The organism is Dethiosulfovibrio faecalis, assembly GCF_021568795.1.
Classification (GTDB): Bacteria; Synergistota; Synergistia; order Synergistales; family Dethiosulfovibrionaceae; genus Dethiosulfovibrio; species Dethiosulfovibrio faecalis.
On record NZ_JAKGUE010000005.1, the window covers coordinates 34,002 to 49,746 of the forward strand.

Genomic DNA, 15,745 nt, shown 5'->3' on the forward strand with positions numbered 1-15,745 from the left:
GTCAGTCCTGAGCCAGAGATACTATGGCGGCGGCCATTATCTTGGTACTGGTCATCATGTTCTCGATGCTCCAGCACTCGTCGGCCTCGTGTATGTTGGACGGCTCGCCAGGAAGGGTGGGACCGAAGGCCAATACGTTCGGCATGGCCTTGGCGTAGGTGCCTCCTCCGATGGACATGGGCTTGTCGTCCATCCGACCGGTCTCCCTACGATAGACCTCCATCAGCTTGACCACCAGTTCGGAATCCTCCGGCATATAAAGAGGCTCGTCCTTTCTCATGGACAGGATCTCGAATCCAGCATCGGAGAAGGTCTTCTCCAGGATCTGCACCATGTCCTCGGTGCGATAGCTCACGGGGAACCTCGGGTTAAGGCTGAAGACGACCCTGTCCCCCTCGGTCTTCATGGTGCCCCAACAGACAGAGGTGTATCTGGATACGTCGTCGTAGACGCAGACTCCCAGGCTCTCTCCGTGACAGTCGATCCCCACGTAGCGATCCAAGGCGGCCAGGATACACCCCTGCTCGCCGGTAACTCCAAGTGTGAGCAGGACCTTGACCAGCCAGGCCACTGCGTTGACTCCCTGCTCCGGAAGACTCCCGTGGGCAGGAACTCCCTCCATGGACAGCAGGAAACGTCCCTCACCCTTATCGTCCAAAGAAAGCTTTGCCCTCTCGGGGCCGTGCCAGTTCGATACGGTGTACTTGACCCTTTCGGCCATATCGGTCTTCACGAGGATCTCCGCCTTGGCCACCGAAGGCACCGAGTTAGGCGCCACGCCTCCGTCGAAGGAAACCACCTGAACGTCTCCTTCTGCCTTGAAGGGAGCGGAGAGCCTGGCTATGACGATACCCTTTTCGCCGTTTATCAGCGGGTACTCCGCATCGGGGGTAAAACCAGCGACGGGGAGGTCCTGTCCTGCCTCTACGTAACGGGCTACGGCCTTGCTGCCGCTTTCCTCGTTCGTTCCGATCAGGATCCTAACCCTCTTTTTGAGGGGGATCTCGAGATCTTTTATGGCCTTTAAAGCGTAGAGAGCGCAGATCACCGGACCCTTATCGTCCATGACTCCTCGACCGTAGAGTTTGCCGTCCTCTATTTTGCCCTCGTAGGGATCACAGCTCCAGCCGTCTCCCTCTGGGACCACGTCGACGTGACCGAGTATGGCCACCATGTCGGCATCGGGATCTCCGAATTCGGCCCAACCGACCATATCCTCGAAGACACCTGTTTCGAAACCGAGGCGACCGGCTATCTGAACGAAGTTATCCATCGCAGCTTTAGGCCCGGGACCGAAGGGAGCTCCCGGCTCGGCGGGACCTTCCACGCTCTTGACCGCTACGTTTTCCCTGATGGCCGCTACGATATCGTCCTTCATGGCATCGATGCTCTGTCTAAGTCGTTCCACGTCTCTACCTCCTAAAATATTTCGATAAAATTCACCGAATTCGATTATAGGGGATATCCGACGGAGCCGGGATAACACTTGTTTACAAAACCGGGCAGGTCTCCTTGATTATGGATAGTCCAGAACTGGTTCCGAAGACGTCTCCTCCGACCACGACGAACCTCTCAAGGTCGGCCATAGACCGTACCCCTCCGGAGACCTTTATCCTCTTCTCGCCCATCATGGTCTCCGCCAAAATCCTTACCTGGTCCTCCGTGGTGGGGCTTCCGCAGAAACCGGAAGAGGTCTTGACGTAGTCGAGCCCGTCGACGCCGGCGCAGATACGGCCAATTTTACGTATCTCGTATTCGGATAAAAGAGGTGTCTCGACTATAAGCTTGAAGATCCTGTCCGAGAGCCTACCGGCCAGAGCTCTTATCTCGCTTTCCACGTAATCCCACATTCCGGACTTCAAGGCAGACAGGTTCAAGACCACGTCGAAATCGGTCACCCCTGACCCCATTTCCATATAATGATCTATCTCGGCCAACTTCACTCCAAGAGGATGGTACCCCAGGGGAAAACCGATGACGACGGATACCCCGGTTTCGCTGTTCTCCGTCATGGAGACTGCATGGGCTACCATCCAGGGGGGAACCACCACCGTACGAAAACGGGCCTCCATCGACCGGGAGACGAACTCCTCAACCTCGACCACCGACACATCCTGACGGAGAAGGGTGTTATCTATCGTTCTGCAAAGATCCCGCAACGAATCCAAGACATCGACCTCCTTTTATCATCGGATACATAATATCCCTTCCTCCTAAGGGGGAACAGGGACGAGGGTACCGTTATAGAGAGTATAATGGCTCATGAATCGGAAAGGAGAGATAATTTTGAGGCTAAAAGAAATCGACGAAATCCGCCGCTGGTTCGACGACTATGTGGCTTCTTTCTACAGCACCTGCGGGAGACTTCCTCAGCTGGAATTGAAGGAAAGACACAGCCACAGGGTCGCGGAAAACGCCGGACTCCTGGCGGACGAACTCGGATGGGACGAAACGAACAGACACCTGGCAGTTGCGGCCGGTCTCCTTCACGACTTGGGAAGGTTTCCTCAATACAGGGACTACGGGACATTCTACGACTTCAGATCTCTGGATCACGGAGACAGAGGGGAGAGGGTTCTCAGAGAGGATTTCCCCGGGAACATTATCGACCCTATCGAGCTAGAGCTTATCGCCTTCACGACGAGAGAACACAACAAGAAGGACCTTCCGGTAGAACGCACAGACAACGAGATGGAACTTCTGAAACTCATAAAAGACAGCGACAGGATAGACATCTTCCGGGTGGTCCGAGAGCACATCAAAAGAGGGGAGACCGACTCCATATACCCCGGGATAGGCCCGGAAGGACGGTTCACCCCAGCGGTGCTGGACGAATTGAGACGTTACGGCAAGGCCCGCTACGACCAGTTAAGGACTCTGTCGGATGTGCTGCTGTTTCAGCTCTGCTGGATCAAGGACATGGCTCACCCTCAATCGGTAGAGCTCCTAAGGGACAGAGGGGACCTAGAGTGGATTCTGGACCGTCTGCCGGAGGATTCCACCGCCGCCGAGATTCTGGAATCCCTGACGGGATCCGTGCTGCCATCGCAGACCTGCCGATGATGTTGACAGCTCTTACATTCTTGTAGATAATCCTTTTTATAGACCCTAGGCATAATAGAGGAGGGGGAAAAATGAGAAAGGCTACGATTTTAATAGCTTTATCGGCGGTCTTGGCGGTGGCCTCTATCTCGTTCGCACAGACGGACAAACCCTTGGCAGGGCAGAGCATCAGCATTTTCGTCGCCGCCACCGGCATAGACGAGACCTTCGCCGAGTTCACCAAGGATACGGGGATCAAGGTCAACTATCTGGAGATGTCCTCCGGAGAGGTCCTCACCAGGCTTAGAGCGTCCAAGGGCAAGAATCTGGCGGACGCCTGGTTCGGAGGCGGAGTCGACAGCTTCATGGTCGCGGGCCAGGAGGGGTTCCTGGAAAGCTACGTCTCTCCCGAGGCGGAGAAGATCCCAGAGGAATACAGGGATCCCGATGGATTCTGGACCGGACTGTCCCTTGTGGCGGTTGATTTCATCGTCAACAAGGACATATTGAAGGAAAAGGGACTTCCCGCCCCTAAAAGCTGGATCGACCTGGGCAAGCCGGAGTACAAGGACGAGGTAATGATGAGCAACCCGACCATCTCCGGCACCAACTACTCGGTTATCTTCGAGATCCTCGAGATATTCGGAGAGGAAAAAGGCTGGGAGGTCATCCGAAACATCGACGCCAACATCCCGTTTTACACCAAGAGAGGCTCCGCTCCGCCGAACAAGGCAGCCATGGGCGAGGTGGCAGTCGGAATAGACCCCTACGACGTGGGAGTCAAACTGATAGCTCAGGGACATCCGGTGATCTCCGTCTTTCCCGAGGAAGGCACCCCCGGATCGTTGGCTCCGGTCGCCATAATGAAGGGAGCAAAGAACATGGAGGCGGCTAAAGCCTTCGTCGACTGGTGTCTCTCCAAGAGGGGCCAGGAGGTCCAGATGGCAAACACCGCAAAGGTCGGGACCAGGCCGGACGCGGAGGTACCGGAGTATCTCAAGGGACTGAAGGACGCCAAGATAATTCTGGTGGATCCGATAAAATCCGGAGAGAAACGCAAAGAGATACTTGGCAGATGGCAGAAGGAATTCGGTGAGAAAACCGAGTAGACACGCAAGAGGGGCATCTCACGATGCCCCTCTTTTGCCGTTCGTCCTTCTCTCCGCCGGGGTGTTGGCATTCGTCCTGTGGCCGACCATCGCAATCCTAAGGGAGAGCCTTTATCCCGACGGCAGCTTCAGCCTGGCCTGCTATGAAGACCTCATCGTAAAAAACTACGGACTGATCGAAAACAGCCTGTTCATAGGGTTCTGGACCACGTTGTTCGCCCTGTCAATCGGACTATGCTGCGCCCTATACGTCACCCACACGGACTACCGCGGCAAGAGAGCCGTTCTGGCGGTGCTAATGATGACCCTGATATCGCCGCCATTCATGTCCTCTCTGTCCTACATCATGCTGTTCGGCAGGAGGGGCCTGATATCGTGGAAACTGCTGGGACTTCACTGGAACCCCTACGGTCCTCACGGCATAATACTGATGGAGTCGGTGGGATTGGCATCCATAGCCGCCTTTCTCATAATGGCGGTGCTCAAGGGAATGGACAGGGACCTCGAGACGGCGTCTCTGGACCTCGGAGCCGGGAAGGGAGCTACCCTGACGAAGATCACCCTCCCCCTGGCCAGACCGGGCATAGTTACGGCGGGGCTTATAGTCTTCATAAGATCTCTGTCCGATTTCGGAACCCCCATATTCATAGGGGGAAACTACAGCGTCCTCGCCACCCACGCCTACACCACCGCGGTGGGATCCTACGACCTTCCCAAGGCCGCAGCCATATCCACTCTGCTGCTTCTGCCCGCCCTCGTGGCCTTCGTGATATACAGAAGGCTTATGGGGAAAAACTCCCTCTTCTCGGTGAAACCCGGAGGCGGAACATCGTCCGAATCCCGCCTTCCCAGGGCACTGGGGACGGTCATATACCTAGTGGTCTGGAGCTACGTCGCCTTCGAGATCGCCAAATACGGTGCCATCTTCTGCGGTGCCTTCGTGAAGACCTGGGGAGTGGATTTCTCCCTCACCTACAGACATATGGAAGCCCTGAAGATAGCCAAGATGGGCAGCCTGTTCAGGAGCCTTAAGTACGCCTTTACGGCGGCGACGGCGGCGGGGCTCATGGGGGTGCTCATGGCCAGATACCTCGGACGTGCCGAAGGTCCTCTGGTCAGGATGATAGACTTCGTGGCGGATCTGCCCTTCATACTGCCGGGACCGTTTTTCGGCATAGCCTATCTCCTGGCCTTCAACTGGATGCCAGAGGCAGTACTGGCCTCGGGGTTTCTGATAGTCACGAACTGCGTCTACAGACAGCTATCCATAGGTATAAAAAGCGGGATATCCGTCATGGGACAGATCAACCCCGAACTGGAGGACGCGGTAAGGGATCAGGGCGGAGGCCCACTGGCGGCTCTCAGGGACGTGACGATTCCCCTGATGACACCGGCCTTCGCTGTAAGCTTCATAAACACCTTTACCTTCACCATGACCACCGTGGGGGGGATAATCTTCCTGATAACCCCCTACACGAAGGTGATGACGGCGGAGATGTTCGAGGCCATACAGAGCGGCGACATAGGAGCGAGTTCCGCCATGGCCTCCGTCATAGTGGCCGTAACCATGGCGGTCAACCTGATATTCTCCCGAGTGATCCTAGGCGGGAAGAGACGGGAGGATCGAGATGTATCTTCGACTGAACGACCTTAAAAAAAGCTTCGAAGGGATTCCCGCGGTGAACGGGCTTTCCATCGACATAGAGGAAGGCGAGATGGTTTCCCTGCTGGGACCTAGCGGATGCGGCAAGACGACGACTCTCAAGATGGTGGGAGGTTTTGTAAGCCCAGATGGGGGCACTATCACCCTGGACGGAGAGGACATCACGGAGCTTCCACCGGAGAGGAGACCGACCGCCACCGTATTCCAGAGCTACGCCCTCTTCCCACACATGACGGTGCTCCAGAACGTCGCCTACGGATTGAAATTTCGAGGAATAAAGAAAAAGGCGGCGCTGAGGACGGCGGAGGAGATGCTCGAGAGGGTCGGACTTCCCACGTCGCAGGAAAAGACGATACATCAGCTGAGCGGAGGGGAGCAACAGCGTGTGGCACTGGCCAGAGCGCTGGTGATCCGTCCCAAGGTGTTGCTGATGGACGAGCCTCTCAGCAACCTGGACGCCAAGCTCCGGATCAGGATGAGGTCGGAGATAAGAAGGGTTCAAAGGGACATGGCAATAACGGCCATATACGTCACCCACGACCAGGAGGAGGCACTGGCCCTCTCGGACAGGATCGCCGTCATGGAAAGGGGGATCGTAGCCCAGACCGGAACGCCCTACGAGATATACAGCCATCCCGATACCTCTTTCGTGGCGGATTTCATCGGAAGGAGTAATTTCGTGGACATGGGCGACGGACGCAGAGCGGCCGTTCACCCGGAAGACGTATCTCTCTCCTCGGACGGAGGAGACTTCACCGGAACGATTATCGGCCGACAGTTCAAGGGTGCCATGACCACCTACTCCGTAAGGGTCGGACAATCGACGATAGAGGCCGACGTTCTGAGCAGGGACGATCCGCGATGGGACGAGGGAAATTCGGTGCATCTAAAGCTGAACAGGGACAAGCTGGTCCATCTGGACTAGCTTGTCCCTCCTCTTCTGGCCATCAAGGTATAGATTGAGACCGACACCACTATGATAAGCCCATAGACCAGTCTGGTCCAGAACCCGGCCAGCCCGGCGCTCACTATGCCAGCCTCTATTATGCCTATTATGGCGGCCCCTATCAACGAACCGTATATGGTGCCCTCTCCTCCGTAGGCGGAGGTACCCCCCACGAAAACCGAAGCGAAGACCAACAACATATACCCCTCGCCCTGGGTCGGCCACCAATTGGCCAGCTCAAAGGTGGACAACAACCCAGCAAAGGCAGATAAAACGCCCATAAGGACGAACGCCTTTGTCCTAACTTTCGCCACGGGTACACCCATCATGAGGGCGGTGCGACGGTTGTCGCCGATAAACAGCAATGCATCGCCAAAGATATGTCGATTTAGGATAAAGGCCAACAAGACGGCTAAGGCTAAACACCATACCGTCTGGGCAGGGATCTCCCCTCCTATTCGACCGACGAAGAGAAGATGAAGTAAAGATCCTCGGATTTCAGCCAGACTGATGGCAACGCCATCGGAGAGAAGAAGTATCAGGCCTCGCCAGAAAAACTGAGTTCCTATGGTAGCTATTATGGACGGCACCCCTATGCGGACCACCACGATCGCATTGATCCACCCCATAAAGACGCCAGAGACCATGGCACCCAAAAAAGCTAGCAACAGAGAGCCGGTTCGGACGAATATCTCGGCAAAGAAGTATGAAGCTGCGGCGGCTATCGACGGAAAACTAAGGTCCATCTCCCCCACTACGACAAGCAGAGTCATCCCCAATGCGAGTATGGCGGTAACCGGTATGGTCGACATAAACGATCTGTAGATCCTCATACTCAGAAACGTCTGAGGACTGGCGATCATGAAAGAAGCCAAAAGCCCGACAAGAGCCAACGTAACCAATAGATGCAACCTATATTTCCTGAGCAACCACATTATCATGAAATATCTCCATTAACCAAATGAAGCATAACTCCCACCAGTTCCTCCGTAGATATTTCACCGTTGTTATAAGAGGCCACCACCCTGCCTCTATCCATGAGGACGAAACGATCGGCTACACTGGTGATATGTCCCAGATCGTGGCTTATAACTATGCAGGAACGCCCCTCGTCTCTTATGGACCTTATAAAGGAAAGTACTTTCTCCACTTCGCTCAGTGCCAATGCGGTGGTAGGTTCGTCTAAAGCTATTATCTCCGCTCCAAAATACATGGCTCTTGCTATGGCAAGTCCCTGTCTTTCCCCACCCGAAAGAGTTCCCACCCTGGCGTCAGGACTAAGGCCTACTCCCTTAAGGCCCAATACAGTCGACAATAGATTCAAGGTCTCTCTTTTTTCTCGGGCTACGTCTATGAAGCCCAGACGATCAGTTATATGACGTCCTATGAAGACATTCCTCCAAAGCGGCTGTTTTTCGCCTAAAGACCTTTCCTGATACACCGTCTCTATCCCAAGAGATCTGGCCATCCTCACATCGTAGAGACTAAAGTCCACGTCCTGTCCCGAGACAGCCATGGAACCCATATCAGGACGATAAACTCCGGACAAGATCTTTATCAGAGTGGATTTTCCCGCACCGTTATCACCCAATAAAGCCACTATTTCCCCCTTTTCCAGGGAAAAATCCACATCCTTAAGGGCTTCCACGGAGCCAAAAGATTTCGTTACTCCACGCATCTGAACAAGTCTTTCCAAATCCCCACCACCTTCAGATTAGTCAACCACGAAGGGGGGACGAAAGCATCTACGCTCTCGTCCCCGTTCGACTCTTTCACATCTATCGAAATATCAACGAATTCCCTTGGCGGCCAAAGGAGCGATATCCTTTATGTTTTCGGCGGTAACATAGCTTCCGCTCGTATCGATAACCAAACCGCCGAATCCATATTTTTTAGTCTGGACGACCTGAACCACCGACAAATACCCCAGCAGATAAGGCTGGTGTTCCGATACCAAGGTAAGATAGCCATCTTCAATGGCCGTCGCAGTTGCAGGGGACAGACTGAAGCCAGCGGTGAATATCTCGCCTGGTTTCACTCCAGCGGCCCTAAGAAAATTTCCTACCTGCGAGGTGAGAGCCCCATGATCCATGATCATCAGCTTGCAATCTGGATGGCTAGATAGATAGCCGGTGATTATTGGAGTTCCTAAAGAGGTATCCTTGTCTATCTCAGGAGATATCTCCAGGTAGTCTACAGTGAGCCCCGCTTCTTCAAGTACCTTTATGATGGCTCGGGCTCTTATTCCGCTGTTTTCGTTCCTCTTACGCCCCCAGAGGAAAGCACGATCGCCTTTCTTAAAGTTTCCTCTCCTCAGAGCCTCCAAGGCCAGAGTTTCACCCTGCTTTCTATTGTTCGCTCCGATGTAGCCAAATCCCTTCGACTTAAAATTTTCCTGTAACCTCAAAAATTCGGTATCTACGGCGGTTACCACTATACCTTTTTCCAAAGCCTCTTCAATCAGAGGCTCGTAGGCATCGTCTCCCGGAACGCCATAGACCACCATACCGTCGGGGTTCATTGCCAGGCCGTTCTTAAAGTTTTCCAGCATTTTCTCCGGACTCCAGTCCGAGTACACCAGAGTAAGCTCACAACCGAGATCGGTCGCGGCCTGTTTGGCACCGTTGGCCACTATCGTGTTGTATGGTCCCCCTACCGGACCTCCCGTATCGAACCAGACCTTCATTCCTTCTCCGCTTCGTGTCTGCCCACCGAAGGACATTCCAGCCGCCATGACGACACAGAACACTAAAACCGCAGCTATCTTAGATAAAACCCTCATAGAACCACACCTCTCCGTCGTTTAAAGATATAGATTTATATGGAAAAACGTTACAGCATCTCCAAAAAGGCGCCTATTCTGGTGGAGAGCTGGCCTATGTCGCTCTTGGAATAATCGGTCTCGACGGACATATAAGGCCGTCCGGTGGAACGAACCAGCTCTCTGACCTCGTAGGTCTCCACTGCGTAGGTATGGCAGGCCTGAAGGACCACCTCCACCACTCCGTCTACACTGTAGTTTTCGATAAGTTTTTTCAGGTTATCCATCCGGGAGGTATTGGGGGTCATGACGGAGCAGCCCACGTTGAGATATTTATCCGTCAGGGCCTCCATCGGAGGTCTGTCCTCGTCCACCAGGAAGCCCAGCTCCTTGACGCCTCCGCAGTTCTCGTAACAGACGACCACGGCTCCGGCGTCCTCTATGGCGTGGATGACCTTCTGAGCTCCTCCCAGAGGACAGCCCGTTATCAATATCCTCGGGGCGTCCTTGCAAACCCGCCTCTCCCCTAGGTCGTAGGCCTCTCGGATCTGAGAGACCAGGTTCTCCAGCCAGGGGACCAGATCTTCCTTGTGGAAGTGGAACTCGCAATACTCGGATATGAGGAACTGCTCCCTGCCGGTTATGGCGGGAGGATCCAACCTGGACAGTTCCCAGAGGGATTTCAGGGCCAGACGCTCCCTGTTTCTAAGGGAGATCCTCTCGGAGATAGCCCCGTCGTTTATGGAAACGTCGAAAGCCCTTTCCAGTCCGTCTTTTAGCCTGTCCAGCTCGGCACGCCACGCCGACCGGGATCCGTCTCCCTCGGCGGTCTGAGGCAGCATCATCAAGTGTAGGGGCTTCATCCTCGACATAAGCTCGTACATCTTCTTCTTGCCGTCACAGGTGCTTTCCGCTATGACCATGTCGCAGAAGTGAAAGTAGGGACATTTATCGGTCAAGGCGTAGCCGTAGCTCGATTTTATCAGAGGGCAGAGGTTCCTGGGCAGATGCTCCTCCGCCGCGGTTATGGGGTCCTCTCCTCTGGCGCACAATGTGGCCGGGATGGCTCCGGCCGCGGTGATAAGCTCCCATGGAGCGAAGGTACAATAGGTTCCGACGATGGGACGCCCCTTCTCGGACGCCTCCTTTACCTGAAGGACCCCGTCTTTTAAATGGGCCTCCACATCGGCCAGCAGTTCGTCTATCCTCGACACGCGCTTCATCCTCCTCACAGCTCGGAGGCTATCAGGGCGGAGCCAAGGGCTCCGGCGTAATGAGAGTCTCCGTAAGTTCTAACGTCGCAGCTCAGCTGCCCCTCCAGAAGAGAGACCAGGGAAGGACAGCGGGAAACCCCGCCGGTAAAGCCCACTACGGGCTTTATCCCCAGACGGCCCAACATGGAGGAAGCCCTGACCGCCACCGACTCGAGCAACCCCAAGGCCACCGCATCCTTACTGACTCCTTTGGCCAGATGGCTGACGACCTCCGACTCGGCGAAGACGGTGCACATACTGGAGATCTTCTGCATCTCTCCATCCGGGTCTACCGCCCCGAACTCCTCTATGGAATACTCCAGCAAGGTCGCCATTACCTGAAGAAAACGGCCGGTACCGGCGGCGCATTTATCGTTCATCATGAAATCCAAGACCCTGCCTTGATCGTCCAGGAGAATCACCTTGCTGTCCTGCCCTCCTATATCCAGAACGGTACGGATCTCCGGGTCCATGAAGTGGGCTCCTCTGGCGTGGCAGGTTATCTCCGTGACCGCCTTATCCACCTCCGCGAAGGACTTTCTGCCGTATCCGGTGGAGACCACGCGGTCGATCCTGCCTGGCGACAACGAGTTCCTTTTCAACAGGGACTCCATGGCCCTATGCCCCGCCTCCGAGGGATTCCAACCGGTGGACTCAAGATGCCGGTCCACTATGTCTCCGTCGAACAGAACTGCCTTGGTTCCCACCGACCCTATATCGACACCTATGGTCAGCAAAGGATCACCCCTATCGGTAATATTATTTATTTACTTTGATTATGATCCAAGCGAATAGTATATAGGTCACGGATAAATGAGTCAACTGCGTCATGACCGATGGCGACAGGACTGATATACTTAAAAAACAAAGTGGACCCGATAGGAGGGAGACCTATGTCTAGAATTATGGTGGTGGACGACGCCGCTTTCATGCGTATGATGTTGTCCAACATGCTTACCAAGATGGGACATGAAGTGGTGGCCGAAGCGGACAACGGAAAGACGGCCCTGGAGATGTACAAGAAACACTCTCCCGACGTGGTCACGATGGACATAACCATGCCTCATGTGAACGGCATAGAGGCGGTAAAGGGCATCATAGGGTTCGATCCGAAGGCGAAGATAGTGATGGTAAGCGCCATGGGACAGAAGGAAATGGTAATAGAGGCGGTAAAGGCGGGAGCGAAGGACTTCATCGTGAAGCCCTTCAAGGAAGACGCGGTCTGGAAGGCGATAGAACAGGCCATGGGAAGCTGAAAAAACGAGGTGGGGACCTCTCTAGTCGGATGTCCCCACCTTTTTTATCTTTATCCGATCGTTAAGACGACGCTACACGTCCAGATTTTGGACCTCATGGGAATGAGCCTGAATAAATTCCCTTCTGGGCTCGACCTTGTCGCCCATCAGTATGCTGAAGTACTCGTCCGCGGCCAGGGCGTCGTCCACCTCTATCCTCTTCATTACCCTGTTTTCAGGATCCATGGTGGTCTCCCAAAGCTGCTCCGGGTTCATTTCTCCCAGCCCCTTATACCTCTGAACCCCTATCTTCTTTCCCGTGTCCTTATGGCTGTTCATGAACGTACGAAGGTCCTTGTCGCTGAAGATGTACTCCGAATGTCTGCCGATCTGAACCCTGTAGAGAGGCGGCTGGGCCAGGTATATGTATCCTCCCTCTACAAGTTCCTTCATGTAGCGGTAGAAGAAAGTCAGGAGCAAGGTGCTGATGTGAGCTCCGTCGACGTCGGCATCGGTCATGATTATTATCTTGTGATACCTGAGCTTCGTTGTGTCGAAGTCCTCCCCTATTCCACAGCCGAGGGCCTGTATGATGGTCCTTATCTCCTTGCTGCTGAGGATCCGATCCAGGCGGGCTTTCTCCACGTTGAGGATCTTTCCCCTCAGGGGAAGGATGGCCTGAAAGGCCCTGTCCCTTCCCTGTTTGGCACTTCCTCCGGCGCTGTCTCCCTCGACTATGTAGACCTCGCAGTTTTCCGGGGTACGGCCCGAGCAGTCAGCCAGCTTTCCCGGCAGGTTCAAGCCGGTCATGGCGGTCTTCCGGACGAGCTCCCTGGCTTTCTTGGCGGCCTCTCTGGCCTGACGGGCCCTTACCGCCTTGTCCACCACCGGTTTAAGGACGGAGGGGTCGTCGTCCAGGGCCACCAAAAGCCCTTCGTAGACTATGGAGTCGACTACCCCCTTGACCTCGCTGTTGCCGAGCTTGGTCTTCGTCTGACCCTCGAACTGGGGATCGCCGAGCTTCACCGATATAACGCAGGTCAGACCTTCCTTGAGGTCCTCTCCTGTCAGGTTGGCGTCCTTGTCCTTGAGGACCTTGTTCCTCCTGGCGCTTTCGTTTATGGCCCTCGTGATGGCAGAACGCAGGCCTATTACGTGGGTTCCGCCCTCCATGGTGTGGATCAGGTTGGCGAAGGAAAACAACCTCTCGTGATATCCGTCGTTGTACTGAAGTCCCACCTCGACGAAGGTGGAGTCCTTCTCTCCCGACACCACTATGGGCTTGGGAAACAGCGAACTCTTGTCTCGGTTGAGGTATTCCACGAAGGACGCCAGTCCTCCCTCGTAGTGAAAGGCCCATTCCTTTTCCTCTCTATCGTCGACCAGGGTTATCTTCAGCCCCGGGTTCAGGAACGCCATCTCCCTGAGCCTGTTGCCCAGGATCTCGGCGGAAAAGCAGACCTCTTCGAATATCTCGTCGTCGGGCATAAAGTGGACGGTCGTACCGCTTTTATCCGTATCGTAGCCGCCCTCCAGATCGGTCACAGGGATGCCCTTCTCGAACCTCTGCCCCCATGTCTTGCCGTTCCTGCATATGTCGAGCTCCAGCCAGGACGAAAGGGCGTTCACCACCGATACACCGACTCCGTGAAGTCCACCGGAGACCTTGTAGGTATCGTTGTTGAACTTGCCTCCGGCGTGCAGCACGGTCAAAACGACCTCGCAGGCCGGACGTCCGTTGGAGGGATGGGGATCGACGGGTATTCCTCTACCGTTGTCCGACACGGACACGCTTCCGTCGGTATGTATGGTTACCTTTATCTCGGAACAGTAACCGGCCAAGGCCTCGTCAACGGCGTTGTCGACGACCTCGTAGACACAGTGATGAAGTCCCCGGGTCGCGGTGTCTCCTATGTACATTCCCGGGCGCTTGCGTACCGCCTCCAAGCCCTCGAGAATCTGTATGCTCTGTGCCGTATATTGAGACTGGGCCGAAGTTGCCGTCATATATTCATTCTCCTTCCTTTCGGGAAACCAGATCGGTTCGCCTCGGAAAACAGCGCCGTGCCAGAGTATCCGGTCTGAAGACCGAACGCTCAACGGTCCCGTCGTCGCGATATATACATGTCCCATCTCCGTCCTTGACGAGAGCCACTACGGTCTCGAGAGACAGGACACCTTGGGATTCCAACATCAAAAACATAGCATCCCCCTTTCGGGAACACTGTTCTCAACCGATCTATTATAACTCAACAGAGGTACATATAGTAACAGGACTACCGAACTCCCTCGGAATCGAACTTGGTCTTGAACCATTCCCTGACCTCCCTGGGGAGGACCCTGAAACCGAATCTCTCCTTGGTAAGCCATAAATAGTAGTCGTTGGAAAAAGACGATGCCAGCCCCTTTATGGACTTGCCCCTGTTCTCCTTGAGAAGCTCGTAGGTGTTTTTGAACTCCCTGTCCTCGTCGGCATCCCATCTGAAGGTCGCCAGGGAATAGGCCACCGCCCTCTCGGCACTGTGGCTCGGAAAAAGGGGAAGCATAAAGGTATTGTCCGTCCAGTCGTACGTACCGTATCCCTGACCGGGAACTATTATCACCCTGGGAATTCCGTACATTCGCACCCTGGGGACCCTGAGCATGTCGTTATCCAGAGGTACGAGACGGTTCAATATCTCCGATACGGTCTCGAAGGTCAGAGGAGGTTGATGGGACTGCTGACACAGAGGGGACGTGTCGGTTCGGGCCATCCCGGCCATCTGCGCCGCTATCTCCTTCTTCACCTTCAAGGCCTCTTCCATCTGGACCAAACGATCTCCGTCCGATTCGGCGTCGAACTTGGAGGCGCTTCTATCCACCGCCCTATCCCAACGGTCCATCTCGTTTCTTATGTGTATGGTCACCGATCCCAAGAAAACGACGTCGTCCAGAAGCCCCTTGAGCTTGCGCCTCTGGCTGTCCTCGAATCCCTCCACAGACCTGACGGCCCTCGTGAGGATCGACTCTATCTCCTTCCTTGCATAGAAGAAAGAGTTAGCCCCGTCCACGACCTCGTTATATTCCTTTTTCTCCAGCTCTCTGAAATAGCGGGTCCTCATGTGACGTTCAAGGAAAGGCTCCAGGTTCTTCTCCAACCTGTCGACCAGTTCGTCCGCCTTTTCCTTGGGACATTCGGGGATCTGAGGCAACATGGCCCTCAGAGAAAAGGCCGCCCTCTTCACCGCTCCGGAAAGCTGGGTCTGATACCGCTGAAGCTTGTCTCCGAACCTTCCGATACCGCTTCTTTTATCCCTGTTGTAGAGTAAGGCGTATTTCTCGATCCAAAGATCCGTGAAGGAAAAATAACGGAACATATCGTCCGGTACCTCCTGGTCCAACCAACTTGGCAGATCCTTGTTGAACGGGGTCACACCGGGGGAGAGAAAGCCACAGTCCAGAAAGAGCCTCTCCTTCGAGGAAAAAGAAAGAGACACCGGAAGGGTCTTGATCATGGCCATAAGCATCTCCCTGAAGATCTGCCAATAACGATCGGACATGGAGACCCAGAGCTTTCTAGCCTCCACTCTGTCCTCTCTATCCGAGGACTCCTGATATTTTTTATATGCCCCGATATCCTTACCGTAATCGGAGCAAAGGGTCCTTATTCCTTCCTCCTGTTTCCACCGTTCCACGAGAGCGGAAAGTATTACCTCTTGTGCCAAGGGGGACTCCCCTTTCATAGTTAGATATATAC

The 15,745-nt window shown here is 54.7% G+C and carries 15 protein-coding genes; 5 read left to right on the plus strand and 10 right to left on the minus strand.

The window, feature by feature from the left end:
* Window position 1: 1 nt before the first annotated feature.
* Complete coding sequence (gene pepV / locus L2W58_RS05615; protein ID WP_236102277.1) at window positions 2-1,408, minus strand: dipeptidase PepV; 1,407 nt, start codon at window positions 1,406-1,408, stop codon at window positions 2-4.
* A gap of 82 nt (window positions 1,409-1,490) precedes the next feature.
* Window positions 1,491-2,168 carry a deoxyribose-phosphate aldolase gene (deoC, locus tag L2W58_RS05620; RefSeq protein WP_236102278.1) on the minus strand — a complete coding sequence of 226 codons (678 nt, stop codon included), beginning with the start codon at window positions 2,166-2,168 and terminating at the stop codon, window positions 1,491-1,493.
* Between the two features lie 118 nt (window positions 2,169-2,286).
* Between deoC and L2W58_RS05625 the strand changes: the two genes are divergently transcribed.
* The 4 genes from L2W58_RS05625 (at window position 2,287) to L2W58_RS05640 (ending at window position 6,739) form a co-directional block, all read left to right on the plus strand.
* Window positions 2,287-3,063, plus strand: a complete 777-nt coding sequence (locus tag L2W58_RS05625; RefSeq protein WP_236102280.1) for an HD domain-containing protein — start codon at window positions 2,287-2,289, stop codon at window positions 3,061-3,063.
* 71 nt (window positions 3,064-3,134) lie between these two features.
* Complete coding sequence (locus tag L2W58_RS05630) at window positions 3,135-4,151, plus strand: ABC transporter substrate-binding protein (protein WP_236102281.1); 1,017 nt, start codon at window positions 3,135-3,137, stop codon at window positions 4,149-4,151.
* Window positions 4,135-5,805, plus strand: a complete 1,671-nt coding sequence (locus L2W58_RS05635) for an ABC transporter permease (RefSeq protein WP_236102283.1) — start codon at window positions 4,135-4,137, stop codon at window positions 5,803-5,805. Before L2W58_RS05630 ends, L2W58_RS05635 begins: the two co-directional genes overlap by 17 nt.
* Window positions 5,780-6,739, plus strand: coding sequence for an ABC transporter ATP-binding protein (locus L2W58_RS05640; protein ID WP_236102285.1), 960 nt, complete (start codon window positions 5,780-5,782; stop codon window positions 6,737-6,739). Before L2W58_RS05635 ends, L2W58_RS05640 begins: the two co-directional genes overlap by 26 nt.
* On the opposite strand, the gene L2W58_RS05645 is transcribed toward L2W58_RS05640, so the two are convergent.
* The 5 genes from L2W58_RS05645 to L2W58_RS05665 all read right to left on the minus strand — a co-directional run bounded on the left by L2W58_RS05645 (window position 6,736) and on the right by L2W58_RS05665 (window position 11,511).
* Window positions 6,736-7,701, minus strand: a complete 966-nt coding sequence (locus tag L2W58_RS05645) for an ABC transporter permease (protein WP_236102287.1) — start codon at window positions 7,699-7,701, stop codon at window positions 6,736-6,738. The two genes, L2W58_RS05640 and L2W58_RS05645, sit on opposite strands and share 4 nt — an antisense overlap.
* Window positions 7,698-8,456, minus strand: coding sequence for an ATP-binding cassette domain-containing protein (locus tag L2W58_RS05650; protein WP_236102289.1), 759 nt, complete (start codon window positions 8,454-8,456; stop codon window positions 7,698-7,700). The genes L2W58_RS05645 and L2W58_RS05650 overlap by 4 nt, the downstream gene beginning before the upstream one ends.
* A 93-nt stretch (window positions 8,457-8,549) precedes the next feature.
* Window positions 8,550-9,542 carry a sugar ABC transporter substrate-binding protein gene (locus tag L2W58_RS05655; protein ID WP_236102291.1) on the minus strand — a complete coding sequence of 331 codons (993 nt, stop codon included), beginning with the start codon at window positions 9,540-9,542 and terminating at the stop codon, window positions 8,550-8,552.
* A 50-nt stretch (window positions 9,543-9,592) separates the two neighbouring features.
* Complete coding sequence (locus L2W58_RS05660; RefSeq protein WP_236102292.1) at window positions 9,593-10,744, minus strand: double-cubane-cluster-containing anaerobic reductase; 1,152 nt, start codon at window positions 10,742-10,744, stop codon at window positions 9,593-9,595.
* A 5-nt stretch (window positions 10,745-10,749) separates the two neighbouring features.
* Entirely contained in the window at window positions 10,750-11,511 is a 762-nt protein-coding gene (locus tag L2W58_RS05665; RefSeq protein WP_236102294.1) for an acyl-CoA dehydratase activase, read from the minus strand.
* 156 nt (window positions 11,512-11,667) lie between these two features.
* Between L2W58_RS05665 and L2W58_RS05670 the strand changes: the two genes are divergently transcribed.
* Window positions 11,668-12,030 carry a response regulator gene (locus L2W58_RS05670; RefSeq protein ID WP_236102296.1) on the plus strand — a complete coding sequence of 121 codons (363 nt, stop codon included), beginning with the start codon at window positions 11,668-11,670 and terminating at the stop codon, window positions 12,028-12,030.
* 72 nt (window positions 12,031-12,102) lie between these two features.
* Here L2W58_RS05670 and gyrB read toward each other — a convergent pair whose 3' ends face one another.
* The 3 genes from gyrB to L2W58_RS05685 all read right to left on the minus strand — a co-directional run bounded on the left by gyrB (window position 12,103) and on the right by L2W58_RS05685 (window position 15,713).
* Window positions 12,103-14,016, minus strand: a complete 1,914-nt coding sequence (gene gyrB / locus L2W58_RS05675) for a DNA topoisomerase (ATP-hydrolyzing) subunit B (protein WP_236102298.1) — start codon at window positions 14,014-14,016, stop codon at window positions 12,103-12,105.
* Window positions 14,017-14,020: 4 nt separating this feature from the next.
* Window positions 14,021-14,212, minus strand: a complete 192-nt coding sequence (locus L2W58_RS05680) for a hypothetical protein (RefSeq protein ID WP_236102300.1) — start codon at window positions 14,210-14,212, stop codon at window positions 14,021-14,023.
* A gap of 73 nt (window positions 14,213-14,285) precedes the next feature.
* A complete protein-coding gene (locus L2W58_RS05685) occupies window positions 14,286-15,713 on the minus strand; it encodes a hypothetical protein (RefSeq protein WP_236102301.1) in 1,428 nt (475 codons plus the stop codon).
* Between the last annotated feature and the right edge of the window lie 32 nt (window positions 15,714-15,745).

Bases quoted from the DNA above. Each gene is read 5' to 3' on its own strand.
- L2W58_RS05630 (WP_236102281.1), top strand. From the start codon at position 3,135: ATGAGAAAGGCTACGATTTTAATAGCTTTATCGGCGGTCTTGGCGGTG.
- L2W58_RS05640 (WP_236102285.1), top strand. From the start codon at position 5,780: ATGTATCTTCGACTGAACGACCTTAAAAAAAGCTTCGAAGGGATTCCC.
- L2W58_RS05645 (WP_236102287.1), bottom strand. From the start codon at position 7,701: ATGATAATGTGGTTGCTCAGGAAATATAGGTTGCATCTATTGGTTACG.
- L2W58_RS05655 (WP_236102291.1), bottom strand. From the start codon at position 9,542: ATGAGGGTTTTATCTAAGATAGCTGCGGTTTTAGTGTTCTGTGTCGTC.
- L2W58_RS05660 (WP_236102292.1), bottom strand. From the start codon at position 10,744: ATGAAGCGCGTGTCGAGGATAGACGAACTGCTGGCCGATGTGGAGGCC.
- L2W58_RS05670 (WP_236102296.1), top strand. From the start codon at position 11,668: ATGTCTAGAATTATGGTGGTGGACGACGCCGCTTTCATGCGTATGATG.
- gyrB (WP_236102298.1), bottom strand. From the start codon at position 14,016: ATGACGGCAACTTCGGCCCAGTCTCAATATACGGCACAGAGCATACAG.
- L2W58_RS05680 (WP_236102300.1), bottom strand. From the start codon at position 14,212: ATGTTTTTGATGTTGGAATCCCAAGGTGTCCTGTCTCTCGAGACCGTA.